Annotated in this window: 18 protein-coding genes; 11 read left to right on the forward strand and 7 right to left on the reverse strand. The window is 38.9% G+C overall.

The features are described 5' to 3' along the window. Positions 1-121 precede the first annotated feature (121 nt). The 3 genes from argR to ASU03_RS02275 all read left to right on the forward strand — a co-directional run bounded on the left by argR (position 122) and on the right by ASU03_RS02275 (position 2,382). Positions 122-598, forward strand: a complete 477-nt coding sequence (gene argR, locus ASU03_RS02265; RefSeq protein WP_057179647.1) for a transcriptional regulator ArgR — start codon at positions 122-124, stop codon at positions 596-598. A 637-nt stretch (positions 599-1,235) separates the two neighbouring features. After that, the gene (locus ASU03_RS02270) at positions 1,236-1,889 is read left to right on the forward strand and encodes a fumarylacetoacetate hydrolase family protein (protein WP_057830279.1); all 654 of its coding nucleotides are present in this window, start codon (positions 1,236-1,238) and stop codon (positions 1,887-1,889) included. Positions 1,890-1,983: 94 nt separating this feature from the next. After that, on the forward strand, positions 1,984-2,382 hold the full coding sequence (locus ASU03_RS02275) for a YacL family protein (RefSeq protein WP_057179650.1): 399 nt from the start codon (positions 1,984-1,986) through the stop codon (positions 2,380-2,382). A gap of 622 nt (positions 2,383-3,004) precedes the next feature. Here the strand turns inward: ASU03_RS02275 and ASU03_RS02280 are convergent. The 5 genes from ASU03_RS02280 to ASU03_RS02300 form a co-directional block, all read right to left on the reverse strand. Beyond that, on the reverse strand, positions 3,005-4,276 hold the full coding sequence (locus ASU03_RS02280) for an AmpG family muropeptide MFS transporter (protein WP_057830280.1): 1,272 nt from the start codon (positions 4,274-4,276) through the stop codon (positions 3,005-3,007). 114 nt (positions 4,277-4,390) lie between these two features. After that, a complete protein-coding gene (locus tag ASU03_RS02285) occupies positions 4,391-4,720 on the reverse strand; it encodes a hypothetical protein (protein ID WP_057830281.1) in 330 nt (109 codons plus the stop codon). A 241-nt stretch (positions 4,721-4,961) separates the two neighbouring features. Further along, a complete protein-coding gene (locus ASU03_RS02290) occupies positions 4,962-5,552 on the reverse strand; it encodes a peptidylprolyl isomerase (protein WP_442855126.1) in 591 nt (196 codons plus the stop codon). Between the two features lie 38 nt (positions 5,553-5,590). After that, positions 5,591-6,160, reverse strand: coding sequence for a YajG family lipoprotein (locus tag ASU03_RS02295; protein ID WP_057830283.1), 570 nt, complete (start codon positions 6,158-6,160; stop codon positions 5,591-5,593). Between the two features lie 17 nt (positions 6,161-6,177). Further along, positions 6,178-7,368 (reverse strand): methyltransferase, encoded by a 1,191-nt coding sequence (locus tag ASU03_RS02300; RefSeq protein ID WP_057830284.1) that lies wholly within the window; start codon positions 7,366-7,368, stop codon positions 6,178-6,180. 137 nt (positions 7,369-7,505) lie between these two features. On the opposite strand from ASU03_RS02300, the gene ASU03_RS02305 reads away from it, so the two are divergent. Next, complete coding sequence (locus ASU03_RS02305; RefSeq protein ID WP_057830285.1) at positions 7,506-7,820, forward strand: BolA family protein; 315 nt, start codon at positions 7,506-7,508, stop codon at positions 7,818-7,820. Between the two features lie 155 nt (positions 7,821-7,975). Next, positions 7,976-9,166, forward strand: a complete 1,191-nt coding sequence (gene fabV, locus ASU03_RS02310) for an enoyl-ACP reductase FabV (RefSeq protein ID WP_057830286.1) — start codon at positions 7,976-7,978, stop codon at positions 9,164-9,166. Between the two features lie 143 nt (positions 9,167-9,309). On the opposite strand, the gene trhA is transcribed toward fabV, so the two are convergent. Together trhA and ASU03_RS02320 are read right to left on the reverse strand one after the other, a co-directional pair. Continuing rightward, positions 9,310-9,969: a PAQR family membrane homeostasis protein TrhA gene (gene trhA, locus ASU03_RS02315; protein ID WP_057830287.1), complete on the reverse strand. Its 660-nt coding sequence runs from the start codon at positions 9,967-9,969 to the stop codon at positions 9,310-9,312. A gap of 134 nt (positions 9,970-10,103) precedes the next feature. Then, positions 10,104-10,322, reverse strand: a complete 219-nt coding sequence (locus ASU03_RS02320; RefSeq protein WP_057179659.1) for an EF-hand domain-containing protein — start codon at positions 10,320-10,322, stop codon at positions 10,104-10,106. 346 nt (positions 10,323-10,668) lie between these two features. On the opposite strand from ASU03_RS02320, the gene ASU03_RS02325 reads away from it, so the two are divergent. The 6 genes from ASU03_RS02325 (at position 10,669) to glyA (ending at position 17,253) form a co-directional block, all read left to right on the forward strand. Continuing rightward, positions 10,669-12,183, forward strand: a complete 1,515-nt coding sequence (locus tag ASU03_RS02325; protein WP_057830288.1) for an alpha/beta hydrolase — start codon at positions 10,669-10,671, stop codon at positions 12,181-12,183. A 2-nt stretch (positions 12,184-12,185) separates the two neighbouring features. Beyond that, positions 12,186-12,932 (forward strand): ABC transporter ATP-binding protein, encoded by a 747-nt coding sequence (locus ASU03_RS02330; protein ID WP_057830289.1) that lies wholly within the window; start codon positions 12,186-12,188, stop codon positions 12,930-12,932. Then, a complete protein-coding gene (locus ASU03_RS02335; RefSeq protein WP_057830290.1) occupies positions 12,932-14,107 on the forward strand; it encodes an ABC transporter permease in 1,176 nt (391 codons plus the stop codon). The genes ASU03_RS02330 and ASU03_RS02335 overlap by 1 nt, the downstream gene beginning before the upstream one ends. Before the next feature lie 60 nt (positions 14,108-14,167). Further along, the gene (locus tag ASU03_RS02340; protein WP_082627105.1) at positions 14,168-14,800 is read left to right on the forward strand and encodes an RNA polymerase sigma factor; all 633 of its coding nucleotides are present in this window, start codon (positions 14,168-14,170) and stop codon (positions 14,798-14,800) included. After that, positions 14,793-15,515 (forward strand): hypothetical protein, encoded by a 723-nt coding sequence (locus ASU03_RS02345; RefSeq protein WP_057830291.1) that lies wholly within the window; start codon positions 14,793-14,795, stop codon positions 15,513-15,515. The genes ASU03_RS02340 and ASU03_RS02345 overlap by 8 nt, the downstream gene beginning before the upstream one ends. A 478-nt stretch (positions 15,516-15,993) precedes the next feature. Then, positions 15,994-17,253, forward strand: coding sequence for a serine hydroxymethyltransferase (gene glyA, locus ASU03_RS02350; protein WP_057830292.1), 1,260 nt, complete (start codon positions 15,994-15,996; stop codon positions 17,251-17,253). Positions 17,254-17,337 lie beyond the last annotated feature (84 nt).

Consider the following 17,337-nt stretch of genomic DNA (forward strand, 5'->3'; position numbering starts at 1 on the left):
GGCCTAAAGCTAAACCTAAGGTAAGGCTTAAAATAAAGCGTCACTAAGTGAATAAGTATTCACTTAGTGAGTAGCTATAGTGTAGAATCGACAAATACAATTAATTATATGAAGAAGCTAAATGACTAGCAGCCGAAAAGAGAGAGAATCCTTATTAGTTCAAGCATTTAAACGTTTATTAAAAGAGCAATGTTATGGCTCTCAAAGTCAGTTAGCTCAAGCTCTTGCCCTACAGGGTTTTGATGATATGTCACAAGCGAAAATCTCGCGCTTATTATCTAAGCTTGGCGCAGTAAAAACGCGTAATACCAATAACGAAATGATTTATATTCTGCCCGATGAGCTAGCAGTACCTAAGTCTAAGCAATCCATTGAATCAGTGGTGTTGAGTGTTAAGCATAATAATATGCAAATCATTTTAAAGACCGGCATTGGCGCAGCGCCATTAATTTCTCGTATGCTCGATAGTATGGGGGAGTCTGCCGGGATATTAGGCACACTTGCCGGCGATGACACTATTTTCATTGCTCCGGTTGATATTGCTAATATTGAACAAATAACCATTTCAATTCGTAATCTTTTAGCGGTAAAGGATTAGCCGTTACCTAATAGCTCTTACCTATTCAAGCCAAGTTATCCTCGCCCGCTATTACTAGTTTCGACGAGGTTCTCATGGCTTTGCTAGCTGAAAAGCCGTGCTAACACTATAAAAAGATGAGCAGGTTAACGATAGTGCTAATAAAGTTTTCTTAAAAGTCATAAGTTTGGACCCTGTAGAATGAGATAAAGTACTGAGCCTACCTTAAAGGTCAGATCAGGACTGTTATCAATGGTAAAAACTGGTAGCTAACTTGTAGCTCAAACTATTATGCCACGGTTATATTTGCTCGTTAATGATAAATCCACTTGTCCCATAACTCGTAACTGATTATCATACCCGTAACCATTCAAGAGGCATGTTTCAGAGTGCTTGAGCCATTTCAATTCAAGGCGCTGTGATGAAATAATGGTTGTTCCATTATGAGTTACAGCAACGATGAAGTGATGTTGCTCAAACGCTTCTTCGATGGGTTTAAAATGACTTTATACCGCGTTAAATAATAAAACCATAGAATGACTATGCTTCAATTATTTCCCTTGCCTAAAGCCCTTTTAATTCCCACTGAAATTGAGCACTTTGAATGGTTACGGGTATTTGCCCGCTAATACCCCTTAGTAAGCTCAATAGGTCTTTTATGAATACTGTTACCTTAGTTTCAATGGATAAATCATTACAACAGATAACACCATCAAAAGTGCTTTGTATAGGTCGTAATTATGTCGATCATATTAAAGAGCTTGCTAATGAAATGCCGGATGAAATGCTGGTGTTTTTCAAGCCCAATTCAGCCATTAGTGCCACGCTTCATGCTATGCATAATGAAGACGCCTTGCACTATGAAGCTGAACTCAGTTTTTTGTATCAAGGCGGCCAGTTTACTGCGGTGGCCCTAGGTCTCGATTTAACTAAACGTGTAGTACAAGACAAGTTGAAAAATAAAGGCCTTCCTTGGGAGCGCGCCAAGGCTTTTGATGGCTCGGCGGTATTTAGTGACTTTGTTGCTATACCTGCCGCAGGGGTTAGCCAGTTAAGTCTGTCTTTAACCATTAATGATGAATTAAAACAACATGGTGGCGTAGATTTAATGCTGGTTAAGCCGGATGAAATATTAACAGAATTGCAGCACTTTATTAGCCTAGAAGATGGCGATATTGTTATGACAGGCACACCTAAAGGTGTCGGTGTTATTGGTAAAAGCGATAATTTTATTGGCCAAGTTTACTTGCGCCAAGAAGATAGTTTAGTTGCTGACAGTGTCTTACTTGAATGCCAGTGGCAAGCCCAATAAGTTCTTTTAATTTCACTGAATTTGTCGCGAAAGCTAAGTAAAGTTTTGCTACACTTAACGTAGGCTCTTTAAACTGCCATTGATAGGAAATGCTATGGAATATGAATTTGTACACGACGCCATCACAGGCGAAGCCAGAGCGCTGTTTTCATTAGAGCATGAAGTTATAGGTCCATGGATGGAAGTTGAAGTTGGACATGACGTCGCCAAACTTACCGAGTTACTCACCGCGATAGACAATATTGAAACCGGTAAGTCGCAAGAAATACTTATCACAGGAAGTGAATACTCGGTTACCTTAAATAGCGAAGATATCTCGATTCAAACCAATGTAAGTATGAATGGTTCATTAAATGGCAGTGGTGAGGGTTTACCTGAGATGTTAACAGATGAACATATTCACTTAGATCAAAATGAAATAGCGGCTTGTGGTTTAGATGATTTTAGAGCCTTGCTTCTTTCTTGGGGCCAGTTCACCAACGGCTTGTCTTAACGCTAATGACCCTCAAAGCTAGCTAAGTTGCTGATCGCTTTAGTAGTTAAGCTGAACTCTGGCTGCGGTACTTGCTCAACCTCCCCTTTATTCCATTTTCTGCGTTAAAATGTCGATAAATAGCGGCACTTAGCGCAATATCTTTACTAATAGCATTAACTTATAGTGTGAACATTTGTCTATGAGCAAGGTAATGACTTTTTAATGAACACTGTGTTGCTTAGCTTAAGTGTCACACTGTGTCGTTAACTCAGTGAGTTACATAAATCATCATAACGAAGAAAGCAATAATGATAGTATTGAAGGCGATAATGTAGCTAAAGCCCTTGATACCTTGTTTTAGGGAAAAGTCATTAGCGTTAAGGTACCAAGTCCAAATGGCGCACATAATAATGGGCATTAAAAAGAAAAACTTTATCATATAAATAACCTCTGCTGGGTTTAATAAATACTTCTATAGTGGTCATATTCACTAATTTCATCGTTAAGTTTTTTGCAATAGATTAACTATTAACAGATAAACTTGCCTTGAATTAAGCATAACCACCTCACTATAAAGCGCTTAAAGATAAATCATTGTATTGCAATTAGCCAACCATTGCTAAAAACAAGTTAAGGTTACTTAACTTGTACTCGAATTAATGGCTGTCTCATGCCACGGGGCAACTTTTAGTAGCATTAACATGCCAGGGATAGCTAACGCCGTGCAAAGAAAATAGAAATTTGTCCAACCAATCTGCTCGATAATAACCCCGGTAGTTGCGTTGGCAAAAGTCCGCGGTACTACTGCCAAAGCGGTAAATAAGGCAATTTGAGTCGCCGCAAAAGCTGGGTTTGTGGTTTTGGCAATAAAAGCGGTAAAAGCAGCAGTGCCTAAACCAACACCTAAATACTCAAAGCCCATGGCTACCGCTAAAGCATAGGTGTTATGTCCTATTTCAGCTAGGGCAGCAAAGCCTAAAATACTGAATATCTGCACAAAGCCAAATAACCATAAAGCACGATTAATACTGAGCTTAATCATAACTAAGCCACCAACAACTATACCTATGGTCATGGCGATTAATGAGGACGTTTTGGCAACAACACCGATTTCAGTCATGCTAAAGCCCATATCAATGAAAAAGGGGGTTTGTAATGCCGTCGCCATATTGTCTCCTAACTTATAAAGCACTAGGAATAACAGCGTGTAAGCTGCGGACTTAAGCCCTTTGCTTGCAATAAAATCTTTAAAGGGTAAGACAATGGCTTCTTGTAGGGTTCTTGGCGCACCATGCTTGGACTCTAATTCCTTAATGAATAGTGTTAACAATACGCCTATTAACATGAACGCCGCGACTATGATAAAGACGGATTGCCAGCTCATCTGATCGGCCAAAATAAAGCCTAGTGAGCCAGGTACCAGTCCCGACAGTCGGTAGGCTTGTACATGAATGGAGTTGCCTAAGCCCAGTTCATTGTCGGGTAATAATTCTCGTCGATAGGCATCGAGCACTATATCTTGGCTAGCGCTAAAAAAGGCCACTGCTGCCGCTAAATAGGCAACAGACCATATATCCATTATCGGGTTAACGAAGCCAAAGCCGGCAATAGAGCCTAGCAGTAGTATTTGTGTGGTTAACATCCAGCTTCGGCGTCTACCAAGTATGCCGAGAGAGTAGCGGTCCATGAGTGGCGACCAGAGGAACTTCCACACATAAGGGATGCCAATAAGTGAAAATAGACCGATTTCAGCTAGGCTAACACCTTCATCACGTAGCCAGCCAGGTACCAGCTGATACAAAACAAACAGCGGTAAACCTGAACTAAAACCGGTAAAAATACAAATAAGCATACGCTTATTTAAAATGGCTTCTTTAAAAGAGCTGGTCTTTGCTGGAGAGGTCGTTGGCATTAACACGTAATTCAGGTGACAAAAGGTAATACTTTCAAGTCTATCAGAGGCTTGTCATTTGCAGAAGAGGCTGACGTTATTTGAGTGATTATTTAATGATTAGTTGTGCCTTAGTTAAGCGATGGGACGCCAACCGATACAGTCAATAGGGTAACTACCTGAGCCGTTGAAAAAATCCAAACAGGTATTCATTTCACTTTTGAAAAAAAGATCTTGGTTTAGTGCTTGCGCGCCATGTAAGCTAACTTCATGCATCAAGTGCCAAAATACCCGCTCTTTAGCGCTATACGGGGTTTCATCAACAACACTTAATAAGGTCCACTCTGACATGGTATCTAAAATAAAACGGTCTAACTCGGTATAATGAAGTTTTTGTTCGATGACTGCATCTACATAGGCATGTATTTCTAATATTTTTTGATCGATAAACTGCTCAATTATCATGACGTTCCCTTAAAGTACATACTACTTAGCACTACAAATGGCGATGTTTAGCTAGAATTATGTTTATCACCGACAATAAATTAGCGCCTTATTATTGATTCATTTTTTTTATTTTTATTTGTGATTTTTTATTGGCTATCTTATTTATCAGTGATAATTAGATTTTTGTCAAAAAATAGCGCTGTTTTATTTGTTACATTTTTGTAATAAAAATGCTTAGTTAAGATAAAATAAACCTGATCTAGTTATCCATGGGTAAAAGTGTTGCTTTGATTAACATGACTGGTTTTACCGGTACATCATTCCAAGCCATAGCTTCGTGGTAATCTGTCGGCACCTTAGCAATGGCTTCTAGTACTTCCTCACCTTCAATGATAGCGCCAAAAACAGCGTAGCCCCATTTTCTACCAGGGTCTAATGTGGTGTTATCTGCTAGGTTAAAAAAGAATTGACGATTGGCAGTATGAGGTCGGTTTTCTTTCGCCATGGCAATGGTACCCACTTCATTTTTTAAGCCATTTCCGGACTCATTAATAATGTTTTTACCTAACTTTTTGGCGGTAAACTCAGCGTCATAACCACCACCTTGCACAATAAAGTCATCAATGATACGGTGGAAAATGGTGTTGTTATATTCACCTTTTACGACATATTCTAAAAAATTATCCACGGTAATGGGAGCTTTAACTCTATCAAGTTCAACAATAATGACCCCCATAGAGGTTTGCAACTTTACTTTAGGGTATATGTTAGTTGGATCAACCGCATAGCTAAAAGCACTACTGATTAGCAAGGTGGTGATGATGATATATTGCCATAGTTTTTTCAAAATTACCTACCATTCATTGGTGGAAGCAACGTGGTACGCTGCTATAAAAAAGTTTTAATATCGTTACTGGATAAAATTTGTTTTAACAAGCTGCTTAAATGCTGATTAAACTCACGCTCTAACACCGCGATATCCGCATTAAGGGCACCTTCGCTATGGCCACGGGTTTTAAAGCGGCTGGTCAGGGTTTGTTTGCCATTGTCTATGCTAACCTTGATAATAATTTCACTTTGGGTGTTATAGCTAACCGTTTCCTGCTCAACACTGATAACCGCTTTTTCTATAGTGACCGTCATCTTGTTTTTTGCGCTATCGTTAAAAGCTAAGCCTTGTTGTTGCCACTGTTTAGCTAAAACAGCCTCAATAATATCTTCAAGACGTTGTTTCGATGAAAGAATTATTGCCGCTTCATCTTGCTCGAGTATTTGAATGATATGGGTGCTGGTACGCATATCTATAATCGTGAGTTGTGCTTGTTTATGAGATAGCTGGTTCGATGGCGAAAGATAAACTTTGGGTGAGACAATTAAATGAGTAGGCGCTGCACTACAGCCGACAATACCCATAAGTAATGATGCTAGGGCGATAGACTTTAATTTATTTAGGTTCATTATTTTCTCAAGTCTTTTTATTTTTTAATGGCTGAGTGCGTGACAAACTTATTATTACTGGCGATTAAGGTTTCATTACCAAAAAGACGCTGTAATTTAATATGATAAGCTAATTGTCTGTTACCAATAATTCGTAATTCTCCGCCTTTTTTGAGTACTCTGTGGCTATCTTTAAACATCTGCCAAGCAATATGATCTGTGGTGGCGGTATTTTGATGAAAAGGTGGATTACACAAAATCAAATCAACACTACCACCTTCTATATCGGTTAAAGAGTCGTTAAGGATAAACTCACAATTTTCAATCGATTCAGGTAGGTTAGTTTTTATATTTTGTTCAGCAGAAGCGATGGCCATGGTTGATTCATCAATAAATTGAACGTGCGCTTCAGGTTGGTTAGCCAATACGGTTAGACCAATCACGCCATTACCACAGCCTAAATCAATTACTTTGCTGTTAGCGGCAACTTGGGGTAAATTTTCAATAAAGTAGCGCGCGCCAATATCTAACTTTTCTCTGGCATAAACATTGGCATGATTACTAATGCTAAGTTCACGTGACGGCGAGTCATTGGTCGATTTATGCGTTATGGTCCATATCGTTGGAAAAGGAGAGTGATTGACTTGTTTATTGTTTATATGACAGTCAAACTGGCAAAATACTAAACGCGCTTTTTTTACCGCTAAAGAGGTCTTTGTGGTGCCTAAATATTTTTCAAATACTTTTAAGGTTGCGCTGTGTATTTCTTTAGCGCGATCGGCGGCGATAAAAATACAGTTATCGTTAACCGATTGCTTAATTTGAATAAGCTGTTCAATTAACATTGCTTTGCTTTTAGGGATTTTATATAAAATGACATCAATGTCATTAGGTAAGGCATCAAGCGAGTTTAGCTGGGTAATATTGCTATCGTCTAAGGAATTTTGCTCAATGTTGTAGCTTATTCCTTGGCTACTGATATAAGAGTCATTAATACAAACCACTTCAGCATTATCACTACCAGAATGGCAAAAATTCGTCGTCAATGCGCCAAAGGCATCATTAAAAATAGCAACCTTGGTATTAGCGTTAATTAAACCTTGTTCTTCAATATGGTTTATCAGGTATTCATCGGCTGAGTCCCATGCTTGTAAGCTACGGTTTACTTGCGCAGCAGGGAAACGGCTGAGGAATAAGTTTCTATCATTAACAATAAAGGGGCTGATCATAAAAATGGCTAAAATGGCAGGGAAAATTTGCCCGCTATTGTGGCATAATTGACAAGATATTGTTGGTCTATCCACTTAAATCGGCTAAAATATTTGCCACATTAGTACTTGATAAATTTACCTTCAGCGAGAGAATAATGACTGTAGCCGCTATTATTGAACAAAAACTACTTGATGCCTTTCAGCCATCACACCTAGATGTGATTAATGAAAGCAATAACCATAATGTACCACCGGGCAGTGAGTCACACTTTAAAGTAGTGATAGTTGCTAAAGCTTTTGAAAATGAACGTTTAATAAAACGCCACCGCTTAGTAAATGCTGTGCTCTCAGAGGAGTTAGCAGAAAAAATTCATGCGCTGGCATTACATACCTATACAGAAAAAGAATGGCAAGAGCAGTACGCTAACAATACGCCAAGCTCACCCAACTGCTTAGGTGGCGGAAAATAAACGAGAAAAACCGACTTCTGGTCGTACCTCTTTATGCTTAAGGCAGGGTACAATAACAACAATTTTTTGAAAGTCTCTTTCAAACCTTAGCTAGGATTTATGCAAAATGGCATCACTGTAGCTGAGTCAATAATATAAATAAAAAAGGTTTACTTATGGTTATCAAACCAAAAATTCGTGGTTTTATCTGTACTAATGCTCATCCAGTAGGCTGTGAAGCCCATGTAAATGAGCAAATTGCTTATGTTAAAGCGCAAACATCAGCGACTTCTGGTCCTAAAAATGTTTTAGTTATTGGTGCTTCTACTGGTTATGGTTTAGCTTCACGTATCACCGCTACTTTTGCTCATGATGCACAAACCTTAGGTATTTTCTTTGAAAAACCGCCGTCAGAAAGAAAAACGGCATCTGCTGGTTGGTATAACACAGTAGCCTTTCAAAAAGCAGCTGATGCAGCAGGCATTTACGCTAAAAATATTAATGGTGATGCTTTTTCTCATGAAATAAAAGCCAAAGCGATTGCAGCCATTAAAGCTGATATGGGTAAAGTTGATTTAGTGGTTTATTCATTAGCATCGCCACGGAGAACTGATCCAGATACAGGTGAAGTCTATATATCAACGTTAAAGCCAATAGGTCAAAGTGTTACCACTAAGAACCTAAATACCTCAAAGCGTACTATTGATGAAATCTCTGTTGAAGCAGCAAATGAGGCTGAAATTCAAGGTACTATCGATGTAATGGGCGGTGCTGATTGGGAATTATGGATGAACGCGCTTAACGATGCCGGTGTATTGGCACAAGGTGTTAAAACCGTCGCTTACACCTACATTGGTAAAGAGTTAACGTGGCCAATTTACGGTAAAGCGACTATTGGTAAAGCGAAAGAAGATTTAGACCGAGCCGCAACGGCAATTAATGCCGCAACCGCTGATTTAAACGGTAAAGCCCGCGTTACTTCATTAAACGCTGTGGTGACTCAAGCAAGCTCAGCTATTCCCATTATGCCGCTATATATTTCAGCTATGTTCAAAGTGATGAAAGCTGATGGTACATATGAAGGTTGTATCGAACAAATTTCAAACTTATTCAAAGAGAATATTTATAGTGACTCGCCTCGTTTGGATGAGCAAGGTCGTTTCCGTCAAAACTATAAAGAATTAGAAGACAGTGTTCAGCAACGTGTTACCGATATTTGGAACCGTGTTGAAACCGACACTCTTGATGAATTAACCGATTATGTTGCTTATCATCAAGAGTTCTTAAAGCTGTTTGGTTTTGGTATTTCCGGTGTTGATTATGACGCTGACGTGAATCAAGAAATAGCCATTAATAACTTAGTCTAGTTAAGTCTAGGTCAAAGTTAAGCGTCATTGTTATTGCCTCTGAGCATTAACCGCTAAACATTAAAAAGCCGCACTATTTATTACTAGTAATAAATAGTGCGGCTTTGTTGTTCTTTAAATTAGACTTTTAATTTTTTCTGGTATTAAACATACCAATAAATCATTAAAAAGTGACAAGTAGCGCCACCTAGAACAAATAGGTGCCAAATAGCATGAGTATAAGCCACTGTTTTTTTGACATAGAAAAATACGCCCAGACAATAAATCAGCCCACCTAATGCTAACAAACTTATAGCCTCTTCAGGCAGTGCTTTAACTAACTCCCCGAGAACACCTAACGAAATAAAGCCCATGGCTAAATAAGTGCACAAAGATACTTTCTTGTACTTATTGCCAAACTTTATTTTAAAAATAATCCCTGCAAGCGCAAATAGCCAAATCAATGCTAATAAGGTATAGCCAAGTGGTCCGGCTAAGGTGAGTGCAAACAGTGGCGTATAGGTACCAGCAATGAGTAAATAAATTGCGCAGTGATCCAGTAGTTTGAAGATACTTTTAGCGCGTTCATTGGTTAAACTATGGTAAAGGGTTGATGCTAAAAAGAGTAAAATACCACTGCTAGCAAAGACACTGAAGCTGATGATGCGGTTAATATCCCCTTGGCTATTTTTTAATAATAAAAACAGTGCTAAGCAACTGAGTATTAGGCCAAAGGCATGGCTGATGGCATTCAGAGCTTCTTCGCGACGGCTATAGGACGTTGGCTGGCAATTGTCTGTAGGACTGTTTTTCTGGAAAGACATAGTTAATCGCTGGAGTTAATTGAGTGTACGAGGGTACGCTCAATTACAAAGCAAAGGAAGGGCTTTGTTTAAAGAGTAAGTTTAAGGCTAAAGCTCGTTTAGCCATGCAGTGCAATCGCTATTTATAAATTTAGTTAAAGGGCTAACTCAATAACCATGTCTCTTAATTCATCTTTAGAGATAGAGTTACTGTGGTTTTTATCAAAGCGATTAAAGATGGTTTCACACATGCGAATACCTTTGTCTTGCAGTAATACATCAATGAGTTCAACAAACTCAGTTCGATTAATTACGCCATCTTTATCTTCATCAAACACTTCAAATAATTCATCTACCCACTGATTTAAGTCCATATGTAATCCTTAGCACCAATTTAAATAAGATATGACTAAACCATATCCCTTATTTAGGTGTTTGGGAATGGCTATTTAATATTTTTTACCCTTATGATGGATAAAGACGCAATTTATTTGCTTGTTGTCAACTTTAGGGGGGATTAGATCTGAAGTGGTCGGATTTGTTTACTGTCGCCTTTATTGATATAGCTAGCGATAAATACCCAATAGTGGTGTTTCGTATTAGTTATTCTTTATATTTTATCCTGATGTTATCTTTATTTTTGTGATTTTATTATATTTCTTGTAATAAAGTTGAAAAGGTAAAGACTAACTGTCCAATGCTTATTTAAGGAAAGATAAAATGAAAACGATGTGGAAAGTAACGTGGAGCAAAATTCTTGCCCTAGGTTTGTTGTCAATAACCTCTTCAACGTGGGCGAATGATTATAAATTAACATTAGAGAATTGCCATTTAGGCGAAATACGCTCACAAGTTAAATGTGGAAAATTACAAGTACCTGAAAATTACCAAAAACCGCAAGGCAGACAAATCTCAGTAAACTTTTCAATACTGCCAGCCATTAATAATAGTGAAGATAAAATACCGTTAATGTTTTTGGCGGGTGGTCCTGGACAAGGCGCGGTAGAATTATCAGCCAATGTCTTTAGAGATTTTAATGAAATTCGTAAATCACGCGATATTATTTTAGTTGACCAACGCGGTACGGGGGAGTCTAGCCCCTTACAGTGTCAAGATAATGTTGGCATTAACCCTTACACTAGCTTGGTTGAAGACTTTACTAACGAAGAAGTAAAAGATTGTTTAGCGCAGTTAACCGCAGACGACAAGCTTGACTTAGCACAATTTACCTCTGAAAACGCTGTTCGAGATTTTGATGCTGTGCGCGCGGCTTTGGGTCATGAAAAAATTAATATTTACGGCGGCTCTTACGGTACTCGTACAGCACTAGTGTATATGCGTTTGTTCCCTCAGTCGCTCAATAGTGTGGTACTAGACAGCGTTGCACCGGTAGAAGTGCCTATTGGTCTTTTTGGTCAAAGCACAGCGAGATCGTTCAAACTGTTATTAGACAATTGCCAAAAAGATAAAGCGTGCCAGCAAGCTTACCCAAACTTAGCGCAAGAATTTAAAAGTGTGGTTGCCAAGTTAGCGCAAAGCCCTGCTAACGTGACTATTAGCCATCCAAGGCTTGGTACGGCAACTGAATTTATTATTAACGACAGTAAGTTTATTTCAACTTTGCGACTGCAGCTGTACTCATTAATGGGTCGCTCACTGGTGCCCTTAATCATTCACCAAGCCAGTTTGGGCGATTTTAAACCGCTAGCAGGATTAATTGCGCAAACCGATACCGAAAAAGGTATGGGTATTTATATTGGTTTGCATCTAAATATAATTTGTAATGAAGACATGCCAAGAATGTCGGTGCAGATGCTTAAAGATGATGCTAATAATGATTTTTCTAAAGATCTTAGCAGTAAAATTATGCAAAATGCTTGTGCCGTGTGGCCAAGGTACCCGGTAAATGATGATTTTTATATGCCAGTAACGGCTAATATTCCCACGCTTATTTTATCAGGTGAATTAGACCCAGTTACCCCGCCAAGCAATGGTGAGAAATCAGCGGCAACCTTGCCCAATAGCCATCATATTGTCGCTAAAAATACTGCGCACATTGTGGCATCAACAAAATGTGCGGTTGGCATAGTTAATGAATTTTTAACCAGTTTAACGCCGAAGGCATTAGATGAAAGCTGTTTAAGTGAATTGCCCGACGAGTCATTTATGACCGGTTTAAATGGTAGCGTGATCAGTACGGTTGAAAAAAACATTGCTCAAGCAGTAAAGGAATAATCATGATTGAAGTAAAGAATTTACATAAAAGTTTTGTCTCAAAAAAGACTACCGTAAAAGCCTTAGACGGTTTATCTTTTACCGCTAAAGATGGTGAAATCACCGGCATACTCGGACCTAATGGCGCAGGTAAAACCACCTGTTTACGTACCTTGTATGGTTTGTTAAAACCTGATAAAGGCTCGGTATTAGTTGATGGTATTAATGTATTAGACGATCCGTTAACCGTGCGAAAAAGTTTGGGCATATTCCCAGATAAATTTGGTTTGTATGAGCGTTTAACTGCGTATGAGCAAGTAGATTATTTTGCCAGTATTCATGGTATGCACGGCGCAGCTAAACATCAGGCTATCGAGACTGTTTTTAAAGAATTAGAAATGACCGAACTAGCGCATCGAAAAACCACCGGTTTCTCACAAGGTCAACGTATGAAAGTTACTCTGGCACAAGCCTTGGTACATCAACCAAAAAACTTTGTCTTGGATGAGCCAACTAGAGGTTTGGATGTAATGAGTACCCGTATTTTACGTAATTACTTAGCCGCGCATAAAGAAAAAGGCCACTGTATTTTATTCTCATCACATGTGATGCAAGAAGTTGCCGCACTGTGTGATCGGGTGATTATCGTCGCTAACGGTAAGTTAGCCGCAGAAGGTACACCACAAGAGCTGTGTGATTTAGCCGGTGAAAAATTATTAGAAGATGCCTTTGTTAAACTTATAGGCTCAGATGAAGGAGTAGCAGCATAATGAATGCGAGCATAAGACAATTTAACGCCTTGTTAATTAAAGAATTAAAAGAAGCATATCGTGATAAACGTGCCTTGATGGTCGCATTAAGCATGGCCTTTTTTCTACCCGTGCTGATGGTAATAGTGGTTAACATTGTGATCACAAAGAGTGTTGACAATCCCGCGGTTTATGTTCAATTTACCGGTGCTGAATATGCCCCTAAGTTAATAAAGGCACTGCAAGACAAAAATATATTAGCGTTTGCGGACGTGCCGAGCGAGGATAAACGTCAATGGCAGCAGCAAAGCATTGAGCTGAAAATTCCTGAGTCTTATGCGCAAGATATGGCTGAGGGCAGACCGATTGATATTATATTACGTGCCGACTTTACCGAGCAATCGTTAGGTGTGCCGCTAAGACGTATTGATAACATCATTCAAAAACACTCCATGGCGATAGGTTATAAACGTTTATTAGTGCGCGGTATTGATACTAAATTATTACAGCCGATTGCGCTGCAAAAACAAGATACCGCTTTGCCTAGCTCTAATGCTATGATGATTTCTATGATGTTAGGTATTTCCCTTTTACTGCTCGCTTTTATGTCAGGTTTATCTATTGCTATTGACTCAAGTGCTGGTGAACGTGAGCGTAATATTTTAGAAATGTTACTTTGCCAACCGGTTAGTACCTTAAAAATAGTGTTAGCTAAAATGACCTGTGTTAGCTCGGTTAGTATTTTGTCTATCGCTATCATGCTCAGTTTGACTTCGTTTGCCATGAATTTTATTGATTTAAGTAAATTAGGTATGTCTTTTAATATTGATTTAACAACATTCTCTGTATTGATGTTATTGCTTATCCCAATATGTTTTTTAGCGGCAATTTTACAGCTGTTTTTTGCTTTTCAAGCAAAAAGTTTTAAAGAAGCGCAAGCAACGGTGAGCATGTTAATTGCGGTGCCAACCACTATTCCTTACGCAATGATGTTTATGGACAGTAAACCTGCTTGGTTGAGCTACGCACCGATCGCGGGGCATTCTTTATTAATGGAAGATATCTTTAAAGGTCTGCCCATTGACTGGTTCGCCTTTGCTGCCACGACGGCGCTTACACTAGCGCTTATCGCAGCACTGGTTGTGACTTTATCGATACGATTAAAATCTGAAAAAGTTGTTATGGCGCTAAGTTAGTATTGGTTTTGATGATTAAATGCAAGTAACTGAATAAGAGCTGAGCTAAAAGCAATTAATATGTTAAATTCTAGTAAATTAATATTATCTAAAGCTCAATTCTCTTCCGTTACAGTTGAGGGGATTGAATACAAGGAAAGTAGTTTGGAATGCTCTTATGCAGAGGTTAAATATGTAGATAATCAAGCTGTATTTACCGAGTGGATGACGGAGCATGAAAAGCTGCTTCGTCATATTATTACCGGTTTTGAAGCAAAACCGGCTATACAAGATGAACTTTTTCAAGAGATCGCCTTAAACATTTGGCGCGCCTTGCCTAAGTTTCGTCAAGACGCTGCGGTTAAAACCTTTGTCGCGCGTATCGCTCATAATGTTTTAGCTACCCATGTTGCTAAAGCGGTGAAAACAGTTAAAACCTCGGATATAGAACGTTGTGCTGAAGTTGAAAATATAGCAACAACACAGAAAACGCCTTATCAATCACTTAACCAGAGTCAGCGACAACAAAAATTAGCTAATGCAATTCGTCAGTTAAAACTTGAGCAACAACAAGTGATAACCCTGGCTTTAGAAGGTATGAGTTATCAAGAAATAGCGGATATTTTAGTGATAACTACCAATTTAGTGGGTGTGAGGTTACAACGTGCTAAAACATTATTAGCACAGCTGTTGGAGGGATCAGAACGTGGATAAATCAATATTGGATAATGAAGATACATCATCGGTAGAGCCCAACAAGCTAGAAACTCATGGAGTTATTGTTAAAACAAACCAGATTGATGTACTTTCATTACCTAGCCAAAAAAATGTACCTCGTTCAGAAAAAGATAAAAAATCTCCACCAGAAGATGAGCCAGCATTAGATGAAAACTGGCTGTTACTTGCTCGAGACTGGCAAAGTCAGCCTTATGAAAAAGCAGATATTAAAGCGCTGTTAAAACAAACTAAAAATCGCACCTGGCTAGCAAAGTCTTTGTTGGTAATTGACATTATCGCTACTGTCGGGCTTATTATTACGCTATTGGTTGGTTGCTATCAAGGTGATTGGGGTACGGCGACTATGGCCTACCTAGCGTTTGGCAGTATTACCTCAGTGGTCTTTGTTTATTATGAGATAAAAATACGCTTGCGTATGTGGCAGCACTGTTGTGACAGCCCCGATAAAGCGGTAGCTAATGCTATTGCTGGGGTCGAGTCTTCCATTAAATATATAAAACTAATCAAACTGTCGTGTTGGTTGTTCCTACCTGCAGTCAATTGGTATATTTATGTCATGGTTAAAGAATCAGAGAAGTCACCTTGGCCACCTTTTATCTTTATCAATATTTTTGTAGCTATTATGTGGTTGATTAGCCACTGGTTTGATAAAAAACGCCATAAAGAATTAAGCCAGCTTGGTTTGGTGTAGCTATAATAACTCGATTTTTAAGCTAGCTAGCACGCATTAACAAGTGCGAACTAGTATATAAATCTTATCAATAAAACGGCCCTATCGTGCAATATAACGTCGGGCCGTTTTTAATTAAGCCGGGTAATATTCTTCGTGCTAGTGATTTAATATTTGCACTTTGCTTGTATTTTCCGTTTATTGTTCGGGATTGATGTTCGATTGTTGTTTTATATTCGTTGTAACTTGGTTTTTTATTGGTTATAGTTTATTTGCTTGCCTTGGTGAAAACTTTTATTGCGCTTTTAAGTGCTATAACTTAACATTTCACGCTATAAAACAGCGTAAAATGGACTAAAGTAAGGGCGTTTTGCCGTGTACATAGAGGCAAAAATCAGGCAAAATACTGCCACTAATTTTTGTGTGTTCTAATCAACTTATTAAAAAGTTATTAGGGCATAGTTTGCAGCCTTGGGCTGAAATACTTAAGGAATAAAACATGTTTACTCGTGATATGAATATTGCTGATTTTGATCCAGAGCTTTATCAAGCTATGGATAACGAAGTTACTCGTCAAGAAGATCACATTGAATTAATCGCTTCTGAAAACTACTGTAGCCCACGTGTACTAGAAGCTCAGGGTTCGCAACTTACTAATAAATACGCTGAAGGCTACCCGGGTAAACGTTATTACGGTGGTTGTGAGTATGTTGATGTTGTTGAGCAATTAGCCATTGACCGCGCAAAAGAATTATTTGGCGCTACTTATGCTAACGTGCAACCTCACGCGGGTTCACAAGCCAACGCGGCTGTTTTTCAAGCTTTAGTTACCCCAGGCGGAAAAATATTAGGTATGAGCTTGGCTCATGGTGGTCACTTAACTCATGGTTCACACGTAAACTTCTCGGGTAAGTCATATGAAGCTTTCCAATATGGTCTTCACCCAGAAACGGGTGATATCGATTACGAAGAATTAGAGCGTTTAGCTGAAAAACATAAACCAGAAATGATCATTGGTGGTTTCTCTGCTTTCTCTGGCATTGTTGATTGGGCGCGTATGCGTAAAATCGCTGATAAAGTGGATGCTATCTTCTTCGTTGATATGGCTCATGTTGCCGGCCTAGTGGCGGCAGGTCTTTACCCTAACCCTGTTCCACATGCCCATGTTGTTACGACTACTACCCATAAAACCTTAGCGGGCCCACGTGGCGGTTTAATTGTTTCTGCTTGTGATGATGAAGCTATTTATAAAAAATTAAACAGTGCGGTATTCCCTGGTGGCCAAGGTGGCCCATTAATGCACATCATTGCTGCGAAAGCCGTAGCGTTTAAAGAAGCATTATTACCAGAGTTTAAAGTGTATCAACAAGCTGTTTTAGATAATGCTAAAGCTATGGTAGCGGTATTACAAGAACGTGGTTACAAAGTGGTTTCTAACAGTACTGAAAATCACTTATTGTTACTTGATTTAATCGAAAAAGATATTACCGGTAAAGATGCTGATGCTGCTTTAGGTAAAGCACACATCACAGTAAACAAAAACTCGGTACCAAACGATACTCGTTCTCCGTTTGTTACTTCGGGTTTACGTTTAGGTACGCCAGCGATTACACGTCGTGGTTTTGGTCTCACTGAAACTAAAGCGTTAACGACTTGGATTTGTGACATTCTTGATGATATCAATAATGAAGACGTTATCACCCGTGTTCAGGGTCAAGTTAAAGAGTTATGTGGTCGTTTCCCTGTTTACCAAAAATAGCTACTCGGGATAACTAAGTTAATAACAAACTACCGTCATTGCCGAAGTATTTTATCGGCTAGGCAGTTTATTTAGCTTAATAGT

This window comes from Colwellia sp. TT2012, assembly GCF_001440345.1.
Classification (GTDB): Bacteria; Pseudomonadota; Gammaproteobacteria; order Enterobacterales; family Alteromonadaceae; genus Colwellia.

Bases quoted from the DNA above. Each gene is read 5' to 3' on its own strand.
- argR (WP_057179647.1), top strand. From the start codon at position 122: ATGACTAGCAGCCGAAAAGAGAGAGAATCCTTATTAGTTCAAGCATTT.
- ASU03_RS02270 (WP_057830279.1), top strand. From the start codon at position 1,236: ATGAATACTGTTACCTTAGTTTCAATGGATAAATCATTACAACAGATA.
- ASU03_RS02275 (WP_057179650.1), top strand. From the start codon at position 1,984: ATGGAATATGAATTTGTACACGACGCCATCACAGGCGAAGCCAGAGCG.
- ASU03_RS02280 (WP_057830280.1), bottom strand. From the start codon at position 4,276: ATGCCAACGACCTCTCCAGCAAAGACCAGCTCTTTTAAAGAAGCCATT.
- ASU03_RS02285 (WP_057830281.1), bottom strand. From the start codon at position 4,720: ATGATAATTGAGCAGTTTATCGATCAAAAAATATTAGAAATACATGCC.
- ASU03_RS02295 (WP_057830283.1), bottom strand. From the start codon at position 6,160: ATGAACCTAAATAAATTAAAGTCTATCGCCCTAGCATCATTACTTATG.
- ASU03_RS02300 (WP_057830284.1), bottom strand. From the start codon at position 7,368: ATGATCAGCCCCTTTATTGTTAATGATAGAAACTTATTCCTCAGCCGT.
- ASU03_RS02305 (WP_057830285.1), top strand. From the start codon at position 7,506: ATGACTGTAGCCGCTATTATTGAACAAAAACTACTTGATGCCTTTCAG.
- fabV (WP_057830286.1), top strand. From the start codon at position 7,976: ATGGTTATCAAACCAAAAATTCGTGGTTTTATCTGTACTAATGCTCAT.
- trhA (WP_057830287.1), bottom strand. From the start codon at position 9,969: ATGTCTTTCCAGAAAAACAGTCCTACAGACAATTGCCAGCCAACGTCC.
- ASU03_RS02320 (WP_057179659.1), bottom strand. From the start codon at position 10,322: ATGGACTTAAATCAGTGGGTAGATGAATTATTTGAAGTGTTTGATGAA.
- ASU03_RS02325 (WP_057830288.1), top strand. From the start codon at position 10,669: ATGAAAACGATGTGGAAAGTAACGTGGAGCAAAATTCTTGCCCTAGGT.
- ASU03_RS02330 (WP_057830289.1), top strand. From the start codon at position 12,186: ATGATTGAAGTAAAGAATTTACATAAAAGTTTTGTCTCAAAAAAGACT.
- ASU03_RS02335 (WP_057830290.1), top strand. From the start codon at position 12,932: ATGAATGCGAGCATAAGACAATTTAACGCCTTGTTAATTAAAGAATTA.
- ASU03_RS02340 (WP_082627105.1), top strand. From the start codon at position 14,168: ATGTTAAATTCTAGTAAATTAATATTATCTAAAGCTCAATTCTCTTCC.
- glyA (WP_057830292.1), top strand. From the start codon at position 15,994: ATGTTTACTCGTGATATGAATATTGCTGATTTTGATCCAGAGCTTTAT.